This window comes from Roseateles sp. T103, assembly GCF_057219915.1.
Genome location: NZ_JBXVVS010000001.1, coordinates 562,336 through 577,793, shown reverse-complemented (window position 1 = coordinate 577,793; position 15,458 = coordinate 562,336). Strand labels below are relative to the sequence as shown.

Genomic DNA, 15,458 nt, shown 5'->3' with positions numbered 1-15,458 from the left:
CCTACCGCAAAAGTCACTCGGCGAGGGCCCCGATGCTGGCAGTCAGGCGATAGCCCGCACCACGCACCGTCTCTATCATGCGCGCGCACTGTGCCTTCTCGAGCGCCTCGCGCAGGCGCTTGACGTGCACGTCCACCGTGCGCTCCTCGATGAACACATGGTCACCCCAGACGCGATCCAGCAACTGGGCACGGCTGTGCACGCGCTCCGGATGCGTCATCAGGAAATGCAGCAGGCGGAACTCGGTTGGCCCCAGCTTCAGCTCGATGCTGCCTCGGCTGACACGCCGGGTGCCGGGATCGAGCACCAGCCCGCCAATCTCGACCGCCGTGTCCAGCGCTTCCGGCGCCTTGCGGCGCAGCACGGCGCGGATGCGCGCCAGCAGCTCGCTGGTCGAGAAGGGTTTGGTCAGGTAGTCGTCGGCACCGGAGTCCAGGCCCGAAACCTTGTCAGACTCCTCGGCGCGGGCCGTCAGCATGATGATGGGCAGTTCCTTGGTACGCGGCTGACCGCGCCACTGCCGCGCCAGTGCCAGGCCCGACTGCCCCGGCAGCATCCAGTCCAGCACCACCAGATCGGGCAGCACGCGGTCCACCTCGTACTGGGCCTGGTCGGCACTGCCGGCGATGGTCACCTCATAGCCAGCGTGACGGAGATTGATGGAGATGAGCTCGGCGATCGCCGACTCGTCCTCGACCACCAGGATTCGACTCATAGGTCTTCTCGCTCCGTTCAGCGCACCATGGTTTCGATGGCCTCGGGCGTGCTGTGGCGCACGTCCTGACCCTTGACCACATAGATGATCGCTTCGGCGAGATTCTTCGCGTGGTCGCCGACGCGCTCGATCGCCTTGGCCACGAAGACCAGATCGATAGACGCGGTGATCATGCGCGGGTCTTCCATCATGTAAGTGATCAGCTTGCGCATCAGGCCGTCGAATTCCTGGTCGATCTTGTCGTCCTGCTTGAGGACGGCCAGCGCGCTCTCCACATCCAGACGCGCGAAGGCGTCCAGCGCCTTGCGCAGCTGGGCCACGGCCAGTTCCGCCTCGAATGACAGGTCGGTCATCGGCAGGCGCAGTCGGCTGGACACGCCCTCGTTGATCAGGCGCTGCACCGTGCGCGCGATGCGTGCGGCCTCGTCGCCGACACGCTCGAGATTGGCGATCGTCTTGGAGATGGAGATCAGCAGGCGCAGGTCACGCGCCGTCGGCTGGCGACGCGCGATGATGCTGTGCAGCTCGCGGTCGATCTCCACCTCCATCGCATTGACGCGCTCTTCGGTCTGCAGCACGGCTGTCGCCTGCTCGCCGCTGAACTTGACCAGCGCGTCCACCGCCTGAGCCACCTGCGACTCGACGATGCCGCCCATCTCCAGCACACGGGTGGAGATCACATTCAGCTCGGTGTCGAACTGGGTGGAAAGATGTTTGTCGCTCATCTCGCATTCCTCACTATCGTCGTCTTACCCGCCACCTTGCCCCGGCCGTCGCGCGCGGCACGCGCGCCGTCCTTCGGCAGGCATCGGACAGGCCGCAGGGACTGTCCTCTGTCCTGCCTCAGCCAAACCGGCCCGTGATGTAGTCTTCCGTGTCCTTGCGCTTGGGCTTCATGAACAGCTCGGCCGTGGGGCCGAACTCGATCAGGTCGCCCAGGTACATGTAGGCGGTGTAGTCCGAGCTGCGTGCCGCCTGCTGCATGTTGTGCGTGACGATGGCCACCGTGTAGTCACTCTTGAGCTCGTCGATCAGTTCTTCGATCTTGCCGGTGGAGATCGGGTCCAGTGCCGAGCAGGGCTCATCGAGCAGCAGCACCTCGGGCTTGATCGCGATGCCGCGGGCGATGCACAGGCGCTGCTGCTGCCCGCCTGAGAGGCCGGATCCGCTCTGTCCCAGCTTGTCCTTCACCTCGTTCCACAGCGCCGCCTTCTTGAGGGCCCACTCGACGCGCTCATCCATCTCGACGCGTGGCAGCTTTTCGAACAGGCGCACCCCGAAGGCGATGTTGTCGTAGATCGACATCGGGAAGGGCGTTGGCTTCTGGAACACCATGCCGACCTTGGCACGGACCAGCGACACGTCCTCGCGCGAGCTGAGGATGTCCTCGCCATCCAGCAGGATCTGGCCCTCGGCGCGCTGCTCGGGGTAGAGCTCGAACATGCGATTGAGCGTGCGCAGCAGCGTGGACTTGCCGCAGCCCGAGGGACCGATAAAGGCGGTGACCTTCTTCTCCGGAATGTCCAGGTTGATGTTCTTCAACGCATGGAAATTGCCGTAATAAAAGTTCAGGTTGCGGATCGAGATCTTGGTCTTCTCGTTCACGGGGGTATCGACTTTGGCGTCCATCTCGGATTGACCTCGGATGTTCGGTTAGTGCTTGTTGCGGAAGAGCACGCGCGCAAGGATGTTCAGGGCCAGCACGCCGATGGTGATGATGAACACGCCGGCCCAGGCGAGCTTCTGCCAGTTCTCGTAGGGACTCATCGCGAACTTGAAGATGGTCACCGGCAGGCTGGCCATCGGCTCGCCCAGATTGCTGGTCCAGAACTGATTGGACAGCGCGGTGAACAGCAGCGGTGCGGTCTCGCCGGACACGCGTGCCAGCGCCAGCAGCACACCGGTGACGACACCGGCCCGGGCCGCCTTGAGCGTCACGGAGCTGATCACCTTCCACTTCGGCGTGCCCAGCGCGTAGGCGGCCTCGCGAAGCGCGTTCGGGATCAGGCTGAGCATGTTCTCGGTGGTGCGGATCACCACCGGAATGACGATCAGTGCCAGCGCCAGCACGCCGGCCCAGCCGGAAAAGCTCTTGAAGCGCGCCACCACGACGGCATAGATGAACAGGCCAATGACGATGGAAGGCGCCGACAGCAGGATGTCGTTGATGAAGCGCACGGTGCTGCCCAGCCAGGTCCGCTGGCCGTATTCGGCCAGATAGATGCCGGCGAGCACGCCGATCGGCGTGCCGAGCAGCGTTGCAAGGCCCACCATCATCAGCGAGCCGAAGATCGCGTTGGCAAGGCCGCCGGTCTCAGCCTGCGGCGGCGGCGTCATCTCGGTGAAGGTGGCCATGCTGAGGCCGCCAATGCCCAAACGGATGGTCTCAAACAGGATCCACGCCAGCCAGAACAGCCCGAAAGCCATGGCAGCCAGCGACAGGGCAAGGGCGATCTGGTTGACGAGCTTGCGCTTGCGGTGCATGGCCAGACGGCCGGCATCGATGTTCTGCCTCATGAGCGGGCTCCCTCATTCTTCTTCAGGCGCGACAACAACACCTTGGACAGCGCCAGCACGACGAAGGTGATGAAGAAGAGCACCAGACCCAGATAGATCAGCGAGGCCTGGTGCAGGCCTTCGCTGGCTTCAGCAAACTCGTTGGCCAGCGCCGAGGTGATGCTGTTGGCGGCTTCGAACAGTGAAAGCGAATCCAGCTGGTTCATATTGCCGATCACGAAGGTCACCGCCATGGTCTCACCCAGTGCGCGGCCCAGGCCCAGCATGATGCCGCCGACCACGCCGGTCTTGGTGTACGGCAGCACCACCTTCCAGACCACCTCCCAGGTGGTCGAGCCCAGGCCATAGGCCGACTCCTTGAGCATCGGCGGCGTGACCTCGAACACATCGCGCATGACCGAGGCGATGAAGGGGATGATCATGATCGCCAGGATGATGCCGGCGGAGAGGATGCCGATGCCCACTGGCGGCCCCGAGACCAGCGCACCCAGTACCGGCACGCCGGTGAATACCTGCTGCAAAGGCTGCTGCACATAGGTGGCCAACAGCGGGCCGAAAACCAGCAGGCCCCACATGCCATAGACGATGGAAGGCACTGCGGCCAGCAGCTCGATGGCGATGCCCAGCGGGCGGCGCAGCCAGCTCGGCGACAACTCGGTCAGGAACAGTGCAATGCCAAAGCTCACCGGCACAGCGATCAGCAGGGCGATGAAGGAACTGGCCAGCGTGCCGTAGATCATCACCAGGCCGCCGAACTTCTCCTGTACTGGATCCCACTCGGTAGAAGTCAAGAAGCCCAGCCCGAACTCTTGAATCGCCGGCGCTGCGCCCAGCACCAGCGAGGCGATGATGCCAATCAGCAGCAGCAAGGTCAGCCAAGCCGCGCCATGCGTCAGCAACGCAAAAACTGTGTCGGCCCAGGGAGCAACGCGTCGACGCTGCGGCGGCGGGCTGTCGGGCAGGGAACGCCGCTCGGTTGCGCTCTCGGCATCGATGGCAGTTGTGGCGGGAAGTATCGCGGCCATGGGGTCTCCGCTGTCTTTGTCTTCTTGGCTAGATATGGGCATGCCGAACGGCCTCCTACTTGCACAAAGCCCGGCACCTCCTACGAGGGGCCGGGCTGCAGATCAGGCCGCGCTCAGCTTCACTTGAAGCTGATGGGCTTGCCTGCACTGTCCTTCATCTGCTCAGTCCACTGCTTGCGGACCAGATTCTTGACGCTGTCAGGCAGCGGCACGTAGTCCAGTTCGTCTGCCATCTTGTCGCCGTTAGCGAAGGCCCAGTCAAAGAACTTGAGAGCATTCGCCGCATTCGCTGCCTTGTCCTGCGTCTTGTACATCAGAATGTACGTGGGGTTGGTCAGCGGCCAAGCAGCCTTGCCCGGCTGTTCGGTGGTGATCTGGTAGAAGGTCTTCGACCAGTCGGCACCTGCTGCAGCAGCCTTGAAAGCGTCGTCGCTCGGATGCACGAAAGCGCCATCCTTGTTGCGCATCTGCGTATAGGTCATCTTGTTCTGCTTGACATAGGCGTACTCGACGTAGCCGATCGAGCCGGGCAGACGCTGCACGAATGCAGCCACACCCTCATTGCCCTTGCCGCCCGCGCCGGTCGGCCAGTTCACTGCCGTGCCCTCGCCGACCTTGCTCTTCCACTCCTCGCTCACCTTGGAGAGGTAGTTGGTGAAGATGAAGGTCGTGCCGGAGCCGTCGGCGCGACGCACCACGGCGATCTGCGCATCCGGCAGCGGCACGCCGGGGTTCAGTGCCGTCAGCGCCGGATCGTTCCACTTGGTGATCTTGCCCAGATAGATATCGGCGAGCAGCGGACCAGTCAGCTTGATTTGCCCCGGAGCGATGCCCTTGATGTTGACAACAGGCACCACACCACCGATCACGGTGGGGAACTGCAGCATGCCGTCCTTCGCAAGGTCTTCATCCTTGAGCGGCATGTCGGATGCACCAAAGTCAACCGTCTTGGCCTTGATCTGGCGGATGCCGGCGCCGGAGCCGACCGACTGGTAGTTGATGCGCGCGCCAGTCGCCTTGTTGTAGGCGTCCGCCCACTTGGCATAGATCGGTGCCGGGAAGGTTGCGCCTGCACCGGTGACATCCTGCGCCATCGCCAGCGGGGCGATGCCGAACGCCGTCGCCAGGACGAGACCCTTGCCGAATCGAGTGAAGTTCATATGGCCCTCTGCGAGTCCGTGGTTGATCGATGTCCGGCATCGTATGAACCCTCTGTGACAGAGGCATGACAACCCCAAGCCACCAAGGGAGTGGGCAGGCGTCGCAGACGTGGGAAATGCTTCGGCATTGGCGTTGTCACATGACGATCGCAATGCTGTCACATTGCCGGCGTCGGCCAGGCGAGTCAAGCCCGCACAGCATCCGCGAGCCGCTCGGCACAGCGCTGGGCCAGTTCAGCGTCAGCCGCCTCGACCATCACCCGCAACAAGGGCTCGGTGCCCGAGGCACGGATCAGCACCCGCCCCTGCTTGCCCAGTTCGGCCGTGACGTCGGCCTGCTCTTGAGCCAACCGGGAGTTGCTCTTCCAGTCCTGGCCGGGTTGCAGGCGCACATTGATCAGGGTCTGCGGGTACAGGCTCACGCCGTCCAGCAGATCGGCCAGTCGTTTGCCGGTGCGGACAACCGCCTGCAGCACCAGCAAGGCGCTGACCAGACCATCGCCGGTGGTGTGCTTGTCCAGCGCCAGCAGATGGCCGGATCCTTCGCCACCGAGTTGCCAGCCGCGTGCAGCCAGCTCCTCCAGCACATAGCGGTCGCCGACCTTGGCGCGGACGAAGTCCACATCGCGGGAGCGAAGCGCCATCTCGACGGCCATATTGGTCATCAGTGTGCCCACGGCGCCCACCACGCGCTGCCCCTGCGCCAAGCGGTCAGCCACCATCACATAGAGCAGCTCGTCGCCGTTGTAGAGCCGGCCATTGGCATCAACCATCTGCAACCGGTCGGCGTCGCCATCCAGCGCCACGCCGTAATCAGCGCCATGCTTGCGCACTGCCTCGACCAGGGCCGCCGGCGCGGTCGCACCGCAGCCCTCGTTGATATTGAAGCCATCTGGACTGCAGCCGATGGGCACCACCTCGGCGCCGAGCTCATGCAGCACGTCGGGCGCCACATGGTAGGCCGCGCCGTTGGCCGCATCGACGACGATCTTTAGGCCGCGCAGCGTGAGGTCGGAGCCGAAACTGTTCTTGCAGAACTCGATATAGCGCCCGCGGGCATCTTGCAGTCGCTTGGCCCGGCCCAGGCTGGCCGAATCGACCCAGGCCGGCGCCTGCTGCAACGCCTGCTCGACGGCGATTTCCCAGGAATCTGGCAGCTTCTCGCCCTTGGCGGAGAAGAACTTGATGCCGTTGTCGGCGAAGGGGTTGTGAGAGGCGCTGATCACCACGCCCAGTTGCTGGCGCAGCGCACGCGTCAGGTAGGCCACACCCGGCGTGGGCAACGGGCCGGTCAGCAGCACGTCCACGCCAGCGGAGGCAAATCCCGCTTCCAGAGAGGACTCCAGCATATAGCCCGAAATCCGCGTGTCCTTGCCAATCAGCACGCTGGGTCTGGCCATCTCCTTGCGCAGCACGGTGCCCACGGCGTGGCCCAGGCGCAGCATGAAGTCCGGCGTGATCGGCGACTGGCCAACCGTACCGCGAATGCCATCGGTTCCAAAGTACATGCGGCTCATTGCGAGCATCCTCCTGAATCAGTCTGTGCCTGCATTGTCCGCCATCGAAGCCAGCGCACCGCCGCCCGCCTGCCACACCTTCAGCGCGTCCACCGTCGCAGCCACATCGTGCACGCGCAGCACCCGGGCACCGTGGCTCACGGCCAGCAGCGCCGCGGCAAGGCTGGCCGCCAGCCGCTCATCCACCGGGCGACCGGTCAGCACGCCCAGCGACGACTTGCGAGACCAGCCGACCAGCAAGGGGCAGCCGAGGCCGAGCAACTCGGCCTGACGGCGCAGCAGCTCGAAGTTCTGCTCGGGCGTCTTCGCAAAACCGTAGCCAGGATCCAGCGTGATGCGCTCGGCGGCAATGCCCGCCTGGCGCAACGCGACCACGCGTCCATGCAGGAACTTGCCGACCTCGGCGACGACGTCGCCATAGTCGACCAAGCTTTGCATCGTCGCCGGCTCGCCGCGCATGTGCATCAGGCAAACGCCGGCCTGCACATGCGCGGCAAGAACCTCGACGGCGCCAGACCACTGCAGCGCCTTGATGTCGTTGATGATGTCCGCCCCGAGGTCGAGCGCGCGCTGCATCACCTCAGGCTTGCAGGTATCGACCGACACCGGCACACCCATGCCCAGGGCGGCGCGCAGCACCACCTCGATGCGCGCCCATTCCTCGTCGGCTGCCAGTACCGGGGCACCTGGTCGACTGGATTCACCGCCGATGTCGAGGATGTCCACGCCCTGTGCGAGCAACTGCTCACAGTGGGCGATCGCGCCGCGGGCGTCGCCATGCAGACCACCGTCCGAGAAGGAGTCCGGCGTCACATTGACGATGCCCATCACGCGGGGGCGGTTCAGGTCGATGCGGAATCGGGAGGTTTGCCAGAACATCGTTGAGAAAGCACGCGTCTCGCTGCAGAAATGAGAAACGGGGCACGAAGCCCCGTTGTCGCCGATCTTCGCCGCTCAGGCAGCTGCCGGTGCTTCACCAGTGCCGACAGCCGGCGGTGTGCCATCGGAGCGGCCGCCTGCAGGTGGCGTCCAGTCCTTGGGCGGACGCGGCGGACGGCCCGCCATGATGTCGTCGATCTGCTCGGTGTCGATGGTCTCCCAGTCCAGCAGGGCCTGCGCCATGGCGTGCATCTTGTCCTGGTTGTCCTCGATCAGCTTGCGGGCAATGCCGTACTGCTCGTCGATGATCTTGCGGATCTGCTGATCGACCTTGCGCATGGTCTCTTCAGACATGTTCGTCGTCTTGGTCACCGAGCGGCCAAGGAAGACTTCGCCCTCGTTCTCCGCATAGACCATCGGGCCGAGTTCGTCGGTCATGCCATAGCGCGTGACCATGTCGCGAGCGATCTGCGTGGCGCGCTCGAAGTCATTGGAGGCGCCGGTGGTCATCTGGTGCATGAACACCTCTTCGGCAATCCGTCCGCCGAACAGCACCGAGATCGTGGAGAGCATGCGCTCCTTGTCCATGCTGTAGCGATCGCCCTCGGGCAGCTGCATCGTCACGCCCAGGGCACGGCCGCGCGGGATCACCGTGACCTTGTGCACGGGATCGGTCTTGGGCATCAGACGCGCCACGAGAGCATGGCCGGCCTCGTGATAGGCAGTGTTCTTGCGCTCCTCCTCGGGCATGACCATGGACTTGCGCTCGGGGCCCATCATGATTTTGTCCTTGGCCTTCTCGAAGTCGACCATCTCCACCACGCGCGCATTGCGACGGGCGGCGAACAACGCAGCTTCGTTGACCAGATTGGCCAGATCGGCGCCGGAGAAGCCCGGTGTGCCGCGCGCCAGGATGTCGGCCTTGATGTCCTGGCCGACCGGCACCTTACGCATGTGCACATTGAGGATCTGCTCGCGACCACGCACATCGGGCAGGGTCACGTAGACCTGGCGGTCGAAACGGCCCGGGCGCAGCAGCGCGGGGTCGAGGATGTCCGGACGGTTGGTCGCGGCCATCACGATGACGCCGAGATTGGTCTCGAAGCCGTCCATCTCGACCAACATCTGGTTCAGGGTCTGCTCGCGCTCGTCGTTGCCGCCGCCCAGGCCGGCACCGCGATGGCGGCCGACGGCGTCGATCTCGTCGACGAAGATGATGCAGGGCGCACTCTTCTTGGCCTGCTCGAACATGTCGCGCACGCGCGCCGCGCCGACGCCGACAAACATCTCGACGAAGTCCGAGCCGGAGATCGAGAAGAAAGGCACCTTCGCCTCTCCGGCAATGGCCTTGGCCAGCAGCGTCTTACCGGTACCCGGAGGGCCGACCAGCAGCACGCCGCGCGGAATGCGGCCGCCGAGCTTCTGGAACTTTTGCGGATCCTTCAGGAAGTCGACGAGTTCTTTCACCTCTTCCTTGGCCTCGTCGCAACCCGCGACGTCGGCGAAGGTGGTGGTGTTGTTGCTTTCATCGAGCATGCGCGCCTTGCTCTTGCCGAAGCTGAACGCGCCCCCCTTGCCGCCGCCCTGCATCTGGCGCATGAAGTACACCCACACGCCGATCAGCAGCAGCATCGGGCCCCAGCTGACCAGGATGCTCATCAGCAGCGAGGGCTCCTCGCGGGGCTTGACGTCGAACTTGACGCCGTTGTTGATCAGGTCGCCGACGAGTCCGCGGTCCAGATAGGTGGCGGTGCTGCGCAGGCGACGGTCGTCAGTCGTGATCGCAATGATCTCGGTACCGCCATTGCCCTCCTGCAGCGTGACCTGCTTGATCCGGTTGGACCGCACCTCCTCCAGGAAGTCCGAATAGCCGATCTGGTTGCCCTGGGCCGAGCCGCGATCAAACTGTTTGAACACGGTGAACAGCACCAGGGCGATCACCATCCAAACAGCTACCTTAGAGAACCACTGATTGTTCACCGCGACTCCTTCATCCAATTCAACACGCCGCGAGTTCGCGGTCGATGCACGGCATATGGCGCCGATTCTATTGCAGTCAAGTGCTCGACCCCGATTGACATTCCCGTAGTCAACGATAGGAAAAACCGAGCATGACGCCAGCGTCTTTGCGCGGGCGTGCGCACGGCTTGCCCCTGATCAAGCCTTGAGGCCGATGCCGACCAGAAAGGTCTCTGCCGAACGGTCGCGCGAAGCCTTGGGCTTGATCGGCTTGACCTTCTTGAAGTTCTGGCGGAACAGCTCGACCAACTCGTTGTAGCCGGCGCCATGGAAGACCTTGGCCACCAGCGCACCGTCGGGCTTGAGGTGCGTGCGAGAAAAATCAACCGCGAGCTCGATCAGGTGCTCGATGCGCGCCGCGTCGGTCGACGCAATGCCCGACAGATTGGGCGCCATATCCGAGACCACCACGTCCACCGGTCGGCCGGCCAGCGCCTCTTCCAGTTGCTTGAGCACCGCCTCCTCGCGGAAGTCGCCCTGGATGAAGTGCACGCCCTCGACGGGCTCGAACTCCAGCAGGTCCAGAGCGATGATCACACCGTTGAGCTCGCCCACCGCCGCGCCGCCAGCGCCGGCCTCCTTAGGGGCGAATTTGCGGCGCAGATACTGGCTCCAGGCGCCAGGGGCGGCGCCCAGATCCACCACCACCTGGCCGGGGCGGATCAGCTTGAGCTCCTCGTCGATTTCCTTGAGCTTGTAGGCCGCACGGGAGCGAAAGCCCTCCTTCTGCGCCAGCTTCACATAGGTGTCGGTGACATGGTCGTGAAGCCAAGCCTTGTTGACCTTCTTGCTCTTTGTCTGCGTCTTCATGATGTTGCACGGATAATACGGGCATGCCAGCGATCCAACTCACCCCTGCCCAGCGCAAGGACAAGCGCGCCGATGCCCATCACCTCAACCCGGTGGTGATGATCGGTGCCGACGGTCTCACCCCTGCCGTCGTCAAGGAAACCGATGCCGCACTGAACGCCCACGGTCTGATCAAGATCCGCGTGATGTCCGACGACCGCGCCAATCGCGAGGCCATCCTCGCGCAACTGGCAGAGGAACTGAACGCCGCACCGATCCAGCACATCGGCAAGCTGCTGGTGCTGTGGCGACCGATGCCGCCCAAGACCAAGGCCGAGCGCGAAGATGCGATGCCCGGCCCCAAGACAGTCAAGATCGTCAAGTTCTCCAAGAACGGCAACAGCCGGCCGACGATCAAGAAGGTGCAAGTCTTCGGCAACCAGCGGGTCACCCAGGGCGGTGAGATCAAGCGTGCCAAGCAGCGCAAGAGCAGCGTAAAGAAAAGAGTCGCCGACTGAGGTGAAGCGGCAGCTTGGCGCGGCCGCTTAGGCTCGCGCCGTTCGCCAGGCCAGGACAAGAACCGCCAGGGTCTTGGCGGCAAAGAACAGCATCGAGATGCCGTGCAAGGCGCCGAAACTCAAGGCGCCCTGCCCGGCCCGCGCCGCCTCCATCATGGGCTGCAGCGCGTAGTAGCCGGCCACGGTGCAGAACAGTGCCAGGAGCGGCAGCAGCAACTCGGCCGTCATCACCGGCGCGGCTCGTCCATCCGGGGTGGCATCACGCTGCAGGCGCCTCGCCATCATCGCCAGCAGCAGGCCGAGCGCCAGGCTCAGCGTTGCATCCATCGAGAACAGCCGGCCGACATAGGCGCCAGCCTGCGCACGCTCCAGCGTCGCGAAGGCATTCGGCGCTGCCATTGCGGCGACGCAAAGCAACTGGCCGGCCCACAGGCCGGCCAGCAAGCCGCGTGCTCGAGCCAGCCGCATCGCTGTCAGACGTAACGGACTTCTAGCACTTCGTAACGCTTCACGCCGCCGGGCGCCTGCACCTCGGCCACATCGCCGGCTTCCTTGCCGATCAAAGCACGGGCGATCGGCGAGCTGATCGAGATCAGGCCCAGCTTCAGGTCAGCCTCGTCGTCGCCAACGATCTGGTAGGTCACCTCGGCGCCACTGGCCTCTTCCTCAAGGTCCACGGTGGAGCCGAACACCACCTTGCCGCCGGCATCCACGGTCGAGGGGTCGATGATCTGCGCCGCGGCGAGCTTGCCCTCGATCTCGAGGATGCGGCCTTCGATGAAGCCCTGCTTGTCCTTGGCGGCCTCATACTCGGCGTTCTCGGACAGGTCGCCCTGCGCGCGCGCCTCGGCAATGGCCTGGATCACGGCGTGGCGCTCAACCGATTTGAGTTGATGCAGTTCCGCCTTCAGCTTCTCGGCGCCGCGGACGGTCAATGGAATCGTGGCCATAACACTAAACCTTGATGGACAAAACGAATCCGCCGCTGCGGCCCGGGAAGCGCCCCGGGCTGCTGCGGCGGAATCTTGTGGGAGCGGAGTTTAAGCGAGTTCGGCGTGCAGCTCTTGCAGGGATTGCACCAGCAGGCCCTCCTGGTGCTTCATGCCCTCCACCGCTGCCTCGCAGCCAGCCATCGTGGTGTAGTAGGTCACCCGGTTGGCCAGTGCCGCCTGGCGGATATGGCGGCTGTCGGCAATCGCCGTGCGCGTCTCGTCCACGGTGGTGAAGACCAGCTGGATCTCGCCGCCCTTGATCATGTCGACGATGTGCGGACGGCCGTCCTTGACCTTGTTGACCACGGTCACCGGCACGCCGGCCTCGGCGATGGCCGCGGCCGTGCCCTTGGTCGCGACGACGCCGAAGCCCAGCGCATGCAGATCGCGGGCGACGGCGACGGCGCGGGCCTTGTCGCTGTTCTTCACCGTGATCAGCACGTTGCCCGAGCGCGGCAGGCGCGAGCCAGCGCCGAGCTGGCTCTTCAGCATCGCCTCGCCGAAGGTCCGACCCGCGCCCATCACCTCGCCGGTGGAGCGCATCTCAGGCGACAAGATCGGGTCGACGCCAGGGAACTTGTTGAAGGGGAACACCGCTTCCTTGACGCTGAAGTACGGCGGCACCACCTCGTGCGGCACACGGCCATTGCGGTCCTTCTGGTCCTTGAGCTTGACGCCGGCCATGCAGCGCGCGGCCACCTTGGCCAGCTGCTGGCCAGTGGCCTTGCTGACGTAGGGCACGGTGCGCGAGGCACGCGGATTCACTTCGAGCACATAGACCGTGCAGGCCGCGAGGCCCTTGGTGACGTCGCCCTGGATCGCGAACTGCACGTTCATCAGGCCGATGACCTTCAGCGCGCGGGCCATCGCCGCGGTCTGGCGGCGCAGCTCGTCCTGCAGGTCGGCCGCCAGCGTGTAGGGCGGCAGCGAGCAGGCCGAGTCGCCGGAGTGGATGCCGGCCGCCTCGATGTGCTCCATGATGCCGCCGATCATCACGTCGGTGCCGTCGGAGATGCAGTCCACGTCCACCTCGACCGCATCCTCCAGGAAGCGGTCCAGCAGCACCGGCGACTTGTCGGAGACGCGCACCGCTTCGCGCATATAGCGCTCCAGGTCCTTGTCGCCGTGCACGATCTCCATCGCGCGGCCGCCCAGCACATAGCTGGGACGCACCACCAGCGGATAGCCGATCTCGTTGGCCAGCTGCACGGCGGACTCTTCGGTGCGCGCGGTGCGGTTGGGCGGCTGGCGCAGGCCCAGCTCGTGCAGCAGCTTCTGGAAGCGCTCGCGGTCCTCGGCGATGTCGATGCTGTCAGGCGTGGTGCCGATGATGGGCACGCCTGCACGCTCCAGGTCCAGCGCCAGCTTCAGCGGCGTCTGGCCGCCGTACTGCACGATCACGCCAACGGGCTTTTCCTTGTCGACGATCTCGAGCACGTCCTCCAGCGTCACCGGCTCGAAGTACAGGCGGTCGCTGGTGTCGTAGTCGGTCGAGACCGTCTCGGGGTTGCAGTTGACCATGATGGTCTCGTAGCCGTCTTCGCGCATCGCCAGCGCGGCGTGCACGCAGCAGTAGTCGAACTCGATGCCCTGGCCGATGCGGTTCGGACCGCCGCCCAGCACCATGATCTTCTTCTTGCTCGTCGGCTCGGCCTCGCACTCCTCGTCATAGGTGGAGTACATGTAGGCGGTCTGCGTGGCGAATTCGGCCGCGCAGGTATCCACGCGCTTGTAGACGGGGCGCACGTTCAGCGCATGGCGCTTGGCGCGCACCTCGTGCTGGTTGGTGCCCAGCAGCTTGGCAATGCGCTTGTCCGAGAAACCCTTCTTCTTCAGCAGGCGCAGCTCGTCGGTCGACAGGCTTTCCAGCTTGCGGCCGGCCAGCGCCTTCTCGATCTTGATCAGCTGCTCGATCTGCGCGAGGAACCAGGGGTCGATCGCGGTCTCTTCGAACACTTCCTGCAGGCTCATGCCGATGCGGAAGGCGTCGCCGACGAAGAGGATGCGCTCGGGGCCGGGCTCGCCGATCTCCTGCACGATCTCCTCGCGGTCGCTGCTGCGCTCGGACAGGCCGTCGATGCCGGTCTCCAGGCCGCGCAGCGCCTTCTGGAACGATTCCTGGAAGGTGCGGCCCATCGCCATCACCTCGCCTACCGACTTCATCTGCGTGGTCAGGTGCGAGTCGGCCATCGGGAACTTCTCGAAGGCGAAGCGCGGAATCTTGGTGACCACGTAGTCGATCGAGGGCTCGAAGGATGCCGGCGTCACGCCGCCGGTGATGTCGTTCTTCAGCTCGTCCAGCGTGTAGCCCACGGCCAGCTTGGCAGCGATCTTCGCGATCGGGAAGCCGGTGGCCTTGGAGGCCAGTGCCGAGGAACGGGAGACGCGCGGATTCATCTCGATGACGATCATCCGGCCGTTCTTCGGATTGATCGAGAACTGCACGTTGGAGCCGCCGGTGTCCACGCCGATCTCGCGCAGGATCGCAATCGAGGCATTGCGCAGCAGCTGGTATTCCTTGTCGGTGAGTGTCTGCGCAGGAGCGACAGTGATCGAGTCGCCGGTGTGGATGCCCATCGGGTCCAGGTTCTCGATCGAGCAGACGATGATGCAGTTGTCGGCGCGATCACGCACGACTTCCATCTCGTACTCTTTCCAGCCGATCAGCGATTCCTCGATCAGCAGCTCGTTGGTCGGCGACAGGTCCAGACCGCGCTTGCAGATCTCTTCGAATTCTTCCGGGTTGTAGGCGATGCCGCCGCCGGTGCCGCCCAGCGTGAAGCTGGGGCGGATGACCATCGGGAAGCCGGTGCCGCCGATCTCGGCCTGGATGCGCTTCTGCACGGCCCAGGCCTCTTCCAGCGTATGCGCGATGCCCGACTTGGCCGAGTCCAGGCCGATCTTGGTCATCGCGTCCTTGAACTTCAGGCGGTCCTCGGCCTTCTCGATCGCATGCTCGTTGGCACCGATCATCTCGACCTTGTACTTCTCCAGCACGCCGTGCTTGTGCAGGTCCAGTGCGCAGTTCAGCGCGGTCTGGCCGCCCATGGTCGGCAGGATCGCATCCGGGCGCTCCTTGGCGATGATCTTCTCGACCACCTGCCAGGTGATGGGCTCGATGTAGGTCACATCGGCCGTATCCGGGTCGGTCATGATGGTCGCCGGATTGCTGTTGACCAGGATGACCTTGTAGCCCTCTTCGCGCAGTGCCTTGCAGGCCTGGGCGCCGGAATAGTCGAACTCGCAGGCCTGACCGATGATGATCGGGCCGGCGCCGATGATGAGGATGCTCTTGATGTCGGAACGCTTGGGCATGTCGTCTTTACT

At 64.5% G+C, this 15,458-nt stretch carries 14 protein-coding genes; 1 reads left to right on the top strand and 13 read right to left on the bottom strand.

All coding sequences use genetic code 11. The features are described 5' to 3' along the window. Positions 1 to 13 precede the first annotated feature (13 nt). The 10 genes from phoB to AC2EBS_RS02505 all read right to left on the bottom strand — a co-directional run bounded on the left by phoB (position 14) and on the right by AC2EBS_RS02505 (position 10,642). On the bottom strand, positions 14 to 715 hold the full coding sequence (gene phoB, locus AC2EBS_RS02550; protein ID WP_484726807.1) for a phosphate regulon transcriptional regulator PhoB: 702 nt from the start codon (positions 713 to 715) through the stop codon (positions 14 to 16). 17 nt (positions 716 to 732) lie between these two features. Then, complete coding sequence (gene phoU / locus AC2EBS_RS02545) at positions 733 to 1,440, bottom strand: phosphate signaling complex protein PhoU (RefSeq protein WP_484726806.1); 708 nt, start codon at positions 1,438 to 1,440, stop codon at positions 733 to 735. 118 nt (positions 1,441 to 1,558) lie between these two features. After that, entirely contained in the window at positions 1,559 to 2,344 is a 786-nt protein-coding gene (gene pstB, locus AC2EBS_RS02540; protein ID WP_484726805.1) for a phosphate ABC transporter ATP-binding protein PstB, read from the bottom strand. A gap of 24 nt (positions 2,345 to 2,368) precedes the next feature. Continuing rightward, the gene (gene pstA, locus AC2EBS_RS02535; RefSeq protein ID WP_484726804.1) at positions 2,369 to 3,232 is read right to left on the bottom strand and encodes a phosphate ABC transporter permease PstA; all 864 of its coding nucleotides are present in this window, start codon (positions 3,230 to 3,232) and stop codon (positions 2,369 to 2,371) included. Continuing rightward, positions 3,229 to 4,257 (bottom strand): phosphate ABC transporter permease PstC, encoded by a 1,029-nt coding sequence (pstC, locus tag AC2EBS_RS02530; protein ID WP_484726803.1) that lies wholly within the window; start codon positions 4,255 to 4,257, stop codon positions 3,229 to 3,231. Before pstC ends, pstA begins: the two co-directional genes overlap by 4 nt. Before the next feature lie 119 nt (positions 4,258 to 4,376). Then, complete coding sequence (gene pstS / locus AC2EBS_RS02525; protein ID WP_484727549.1) at positions 4,377 to 5,417, bottom strand: phosphate ABC transporter substrate-binding protein PstS; 1,041 nt, start codon at positions 5,415 to 5,417, stop codon at positions 4,377 to 4,379. Positions 5,418 to 5,602: 185 nt separating this feature from the next. Continuing rightward, a complete protein-coding gene (gene glmM / locus AC2EBS_RS02520; protein ID WP_484726802.1) occupies positions 5,603 to 6,934 on the bottom strand; it encodes a phosphoglucosamine mutase in 1,332 nt (443 codons plus the stop codon). Positions 6,935 to 6,952: 18 nt separating this feature from the next. Then, positions 6,953 to 7,813 (bottom strand): dihydropteroate synthase, encoded by an 861-nt coding sequence (gene folP, locus AC2EBS_RS02515; protein ID WP_484726801.1) that lies wholly within the window; start codon positions 7,811 to 7,813, stop codon positions 6,953 to 6,955. A 75-nt stretch (positions 7,814 to 7,888) separates the two neighbouring features. After that, positions 7,889 to 9,793 carry an ATP-dependent zinc metalloprotease FtsH gene (gene ftsH, locus AC2EBS_RS02510; protein ID WP_484726800.1) on the bottom strand — a complete coding sequence of 635 codons (1,905 nt, stop codon included), beginning with the start codon at positions 9,791 to 9,793 and terminating at the stop codon, positions 7,889 to 7,891. A 177-nt stretch (positions 9,794 to 9,970) separates the two neighbouring features. Beyond that, entirely contained in the window at positions 9,971 to 10,642 is a 672-nt protein-coding gene (locus AC2EBS_RS02505) for an RlmE family RNA methyltransferase (RefSeq protein ID WP_484726799.1), read from the bottom strand. A gap of 23 nt (positions 10,643 to 10,665) precedes the next feature. Between AC2EBS_RS02505 and AC2EBS_RS02500 the strand changes: the two genes are divergently transcribed. Continuing rightward, positions 10,666 to 11,139, top strand: a complete 474-nt coding sequence (locus AC2EBS_RS02500) for a YhbY family RNA-binding protein (protein WP_484726798.1) — start codon at positions 10,666 to 10,668, stop codon at positions 11,137 to 11,139. Between the two features lie 27 nt (positions 11,140 to 11,166). Here the strand turns inward: AC2EBS_RS02500 and AC2EBS_RS02495 are convergent, their stop codons facing one another. The 3 genes from AC2EBS_RS02495 to carB form a co-directional block, all read right to left on the bottom strand. After that, complete coding sequence (locus AC2EBS_RS02495; protein ID WP_484726797.1) at positions 11,167 to 11,607, bottom strand: DUF4149 domain-containing protein; 441 nt, start codon at positions 11,605 to 11,607, stop codon at positions 11,167 to 11,169. A 5-nt stretch (positions 11,608 to 11,612) separates the two neighbouring features. Then, on the bottom strand, positions 11,613 to 12,089 hold the full coding sequence (greA, locus tag AC2EBS_RS02490; protein ID WP_484726796.1) for a transcription elongation factor GreA: 477 nt from the start codon (positions 12,087 to 12,089) through the stop codon (positions 11,613 to 11,615). Between the two features lie 90 nt (positions 12,090 to 12,179). Beyond that, positions 12,180 to 15,446 carry a carbamoyl-phosphate synthase large subunit gene (gene carB / locus AC2EBS_RS02485; protein ID WP_484726795.1) on the bottom strand — a complete coding sequence of 1,089 codons (3,267 nt, stop codon included), beginning with the start codon at positions 15,444 to 15,446 and terminating at the stop codon, positions 12,180 to 12,182. Positions 15,447 to 15,458 lie beyond the last annotated feature (12 nt).